Annotated in this window: 3 protein-coding genes; 1 reads left to right on the plus strand and 2 read right to left on the minus strand. The window is 63.0% G+C overall.

All coding sequences use genetic code 11. The annotated features are described in order from the left end of the window. Together J0I64_RS01170 and J0I64_RS01175 are read right to left on the minus strand one after the other, a co-directional pair. Positions 1-545, minus strand: a 545-nt coding sequence (locus tag J0I64_RS01170) for a hypothetical protein (protein ID WP_291405598.1), incomplete at its 3' end; no start/stop codon positions are given. 81 nt (positions 546-626) lie between these two features. Then, positions 627-2,471 (minus strand): sigma-54-dependent Fis family transcriptional regulator, encoded by a 1,845-nt coding sequence (locus J0I64_RS01175; RefSeq protein WP_291405600.1) that lies wholly within the window; start codon positions 2,469-2,471, stop codon positions 627-629. 200 nt (positions 2,472-2,671) lie between these two features. Between J0I64_RS01175 and adh the strand changes: the two genes are divergently transcribed. After that, a complete protein-coding gene (gene adh, locus J0I64_RS01180) occupies positions 2,672-4,192 on the plus strand; it encodes an aldehyde dehydrogenase (protein WP_291405602.1) in 1,521 nt (506 codons plus the stop codon). Positions 4,193-4,369: the final 177 nt, after the last annotated feature.

The raw sequence follows: 4,369 nt of genomic DNA on the forward strand, positions 1-4,369 counted from the left end.
ACCGGACCGAGCAGGAAGGCAAAGCGCCAGATTCCAATTCGCGCGAAAACGCTGGCACAGGCCAGGAACCCGACGAGCAAGGCAACATCGGCAAAATGGATAGGATTAGCCACGCCACCGCCGGCTCTCACGGTCCCGGTCGCCACGACCTCCAACACCGCCACGATCGCCGCGCCCGCCACGCCAGCAAGGGCCAGGAGCCCGACAAGGCTCGCGGTATTTTCGGCTTCGAGCTCGTCCCCAGCGCTGACCAGCGGCCAGACGGCAAAGAGCGGGGCGAAATAGGCGAGGCCAATAAGACCCTCAAATGACCCCGCGCCAATGACATAGGCCACGGCCATGAGCAAAAGACCCGCCAGCGGCATCCAGACGATCGGACGCCGCACATGCTCCTTACCGCGCGAAAACAGCAGCAGGATCGAAAGTCCGCCGGTGGCAAGGAAGATGACATTGCCGGCCTCTGGCGCAACCGGCGCCATGGCGAGAACTGCGATGAGGGCGACCAGGACCAGGGCGGGGCGAAGGGAGTAGGGCATGAGGTTCAATTACCGTCCGCAGCGCTGACGCACAAGCACGCCGGGGCAGAAGGGGGCGAAACAAGGTGCGGAATGTCCGCCTCACTGCTTCTAGGCCCGCGCCTCTTTCCACACATAGCGCCGGTAAAGCGTCGAGCGATCGATGCCAAGCGCCCTTGCCGCCGCCGAGAGATTGCCATTGTGCCGCTCGATGGCGCGACGCATGGCGGCGTGCGTGATGGCGTCGACATCGCCCTCTGGCAGGTCATGCACAATCGGCCGGTCCGGCACCGTTGCCAGTGGCACCATGGCCAGCGGCTGTCCCGGATCACTGAGCGCCGCCATGGCCCTCAGATAGCCGACCAGTTCGCGGAAGTTGCCGGGCCACGGATAGTCGCCCAACTGCTCAACCACCGCCCTGGGCAGTGGATCATGGGCGCGCGCCACTTGCGCCCAAAGCGCCTCCACCAACTCACGCCGGTCTGCCCGCTCCGCCAGGGTCTGCAGGGTCACGGTATATTGAGCGATGCGGAAATAGAGATCGGCGCGGAACGTGCCGGCGTCGACCATAGCCTTGAGATCGCGATTGGTCGCGGCAATCGGCACGAAATCAGCCTTCTGCAGCGTACCTCCACCAAGCGGCGCCACCTCGCGATCCTGCAGCACGCGCAGCAGACGCGACTGCAAGGACAGCGGCATGTCCCCGATTTCATCGAGAAACAGAATGCCGCCCTCCGCCTGCTGCACCAGCCCCTTGGCCCCCGACTTGCGCGCGCCGGTAAAAGCCCCCGCCTCATAACCAAAGAGCTCGGCCTCGATGAGACTTTCGGGCAGCGCCGCGCAGTTGATGGCAATAAACGGCTTGCCGGCCCGTGCCGACTTGGAGTGCAGATGCCGCGCAAAAACCTCCTTGCCGGTTCCGGTCTCCCCCGCGATCAGCAGCGGAATCTCGGCATTGACGAGGCGGATGCTCCGGGCGAGGTCGGCCGACGCCTCCGGCGACAGCAACGGCCTGTCTTTGGCCGGGCGAGCGCTGCGCGGCACCGTACCCACGACATCGGGCGCGCGAGCACGGGGCTGGCTGACCGCGGCAAAGTAGCGTTCGCCATTGCGGCTGCGCAATTCGCCATTGTCCATCGCCAGCGCCGCGCCAGCAAAAATCTCCTCGCGCGTCGCCTTGCGCAGCGCTCTCCTGTCGAGCCCCACCAGATGCAGGGCCCGGCGATTGCCAGCAACGAGCCTGTCGCCATCAAAAACCAGAATGCCTTCCCGCGCCGTCCCCAGGAGGTCAGCCGACCGGTGAAACCGCACGACTGTCATTTCTTCAAAATTCCGATTGAAGAAACGATGCTCGATCTGCCCCACCGCAAGGCGCACAAGCCCCATGGCATGAGTGTGCTCGGTCGAAGCATGTCCCGACATATCGAGCACACCCACCAGCTTGCCGTAGGGATCGAAAATCGGCGACGCCGCACAGTGCAAAATGCCGTGCGGCTCGAAGAAGTGTTCGGCGCCGTGGACTTCGATAGCGCGGCGCTCGGCCAGCGCCGTGCCGATGGCGTTGGTGCCGGTAGAGGTTTCGGACCAGGCGACGCCGGGGCGGAGGGCGACCTGCGCCGCCCGCCCGGCAAATTCCGGGCTGCCGGCGGTATCGAGCACCAGCCCCTTGGCATCGGTGAGAATAACGACGCTGTCAGTAAGCTTGGCCTCGGCCCGCAGCGCCACGAGTTCCGAGCGGGAAAGCAGGCGCAGCGCCTCGTTCTGCTCCTGCAATGCCCGCAATTCTGCCGCCGTCATCGGCTCCGCGAGTATTGCGCCGCCAGCATCGAGCCCCTGTTCGGCGCATCGTTGCCACGAACGCAGGATCGGCGCGGGGACCAGCCCTTCGGGCATATCCATACCAGAGAAGAATTTTTCGCGAGCAGCGGCAAGGGCCGCTTCAGACGCATTGTTCATCCTCGTTTCCTCCCAGTTGTGGCAGTTTGCAACAGGTGTTGCATCCGCCATCGCCTCTGGTTGTTGCAAAGTGTTGCATCCGGAAATTCGATCCGTCCAGCCAATTGCGCATCACGAAAATTTCGGCTGTTGCACCAATGACTTGGGAAATGCTGGCACGGCCGTTGCAATGAGTGAGGCATCCAAAAAGGGAGGATGCCATGAACAAACCCGAATTCGTCGGCCAGCGGACCAAGTCTCCGTACAAGGCCAAGTATGGCAATTACATTGGCGGCCAGTGGGTCGACGCCGTAGATGGCGAGACCTTTGAGAATACCTCGCCGGTTACCGGCCAGGTCATTTGCGAAGTCGCACGCTCCAAGGCGGCCGACATCGAAAAGGCGCTCGATGCGGCGCACAAGGCTGCGCCCGCGTGGGGGCGCACCTCGGTGGCGCAGCGCGCCGTAATGCTCAACAAGATCGCTGACCGGATGGAGGAGCATCTGGACGAAATCGCCTTGGCCGAGACCTGGGATAACGGCAAGCCGATCCGCGAAACGACGGCCGCCGACATTCCGCTCGCCATCGACCACTTCCGTTATTTCGCCGGCGCCATCCGCGCACAGGAAGGCGGGATTTCGGAAATCGACCACGATACCGTCGCCTATCACTTCCACGAGCCGCTCGGCGTCGTCGGCCAGATCATCCCATGGAATTTCCCGATCCTCATGGCCGTCTGGAAGCTCGCCCCTGCCCTCGCGGCCGGCAATGCCGTGGTGCTGAAGCCTGCCGAACAGACGCCGGCTTCGATCCTCTATTTGATGGAGCTGATCGAGGACATCTTGCCCCCGGGCGTCCTCAATATCGTCAATGGCTTTGGGCTCGAAGCGGGCAAGCCGCTGGCTTCGTCCAACCGCATCGCCAAGATCGCCTTCACCGGCGAAACGACGACGGGCCGGCTGATCATGCAATATGCCAGCCAGAACCTCATTCCCGTCACCCTGGAACTCGGCGGCAAATCGCCCAACATCTTCTTCTCAGACGTGGTCAACGAGGATGACGACTTCTTCGACAAGGCCCTCGAAGGCTTCGCCATGTTCGCGCTCAACCAGGGCGAGGTCTGCACCTGTCCGAGCCGCGCGCTGATCCAGGAAAATGTCTATGACCGCTTCATGGAGCGCGCCATCAAGCGCGTCGAAGCCATCAAGCAGGGCTCGCCCTTCGAGATGTCGACCATGATCGGCGCGCAGGCATCGAGCGAACAGCTCGAAAAGATCCTGAGCTACCTCGATATCGGCAAGCAGGAAGGCGCCAAGGTCCTTACCGGCGGCGAACGCAACAATCTCGAGGGTGAACTTTCCGGCGGTTACTATGTGAAGCCGACCGTTTTCGCCGGTACCAACAAGATGCGCATCTTCCAGGAGGAAATCTTCGGGCCGGTGGTTTCGGTAACGACGTTCAAGGACGATGCCGAGGCGCTCGAAATCGCCAATGACACGCTCTACGGCCTCGGCGCCGGCATCTGGACCCGCGATGGCAACCGGGCCTATCGCTTTGGCCGCGCCATCCAGGCTGGTCGCGTCTGGACCAATTGCTACCACGCCTATCCGGCCCATGCGGCCTTCGGCGGCTATAAGCAATCCGGCATCGGTCGCGAAAACCACCGCATGATGCTCGACCATTACCAGCAGACCAAGAACATGCTGGTTTCCTACTCCCCCAAGAAGCTCGGCTTCTTCTAACGACGAGCGTCTGGTTCTGTCGCTGATACCGGTGGCCGGCCATCAGCGACAAACACAACAACACCCATGCGCTCCTCCCACGGCGCAGCCCCCGGGGTAAGTCCCGGGGGCATCCAGGGAGGCGCAAAAATTCGTTCCGACAGGCCGGCCTGACCTCCACCCCCACCTCTCCCCCCA

It is taken from the genome of Devosia sp., from assembly GCF_017307565.1.
Classification (GTDB): Bacteria; Pseudomonadota; Alphaproteobacteria; order Rhizobiales; family Devosiaceae; genus Devosia.

What these genes read in the sequence shown, in the direction of transcription:
- adh (WP_291405602.1), top strand. Translation starts at nt 2,672, where the DNA reads ATGAACAAACCCGAATTCGTCGGCCAGCGGACCAAGTCTCCGTACAAG.
- J0I64_RS01175 (WP_291405600.1), bottom strand. Translation starts at nt 2,471, where the DNA reads ATGAACAATGCGTCTGAAGCGGCCCTTGCCGCTGCTCGCGAAAAATTC.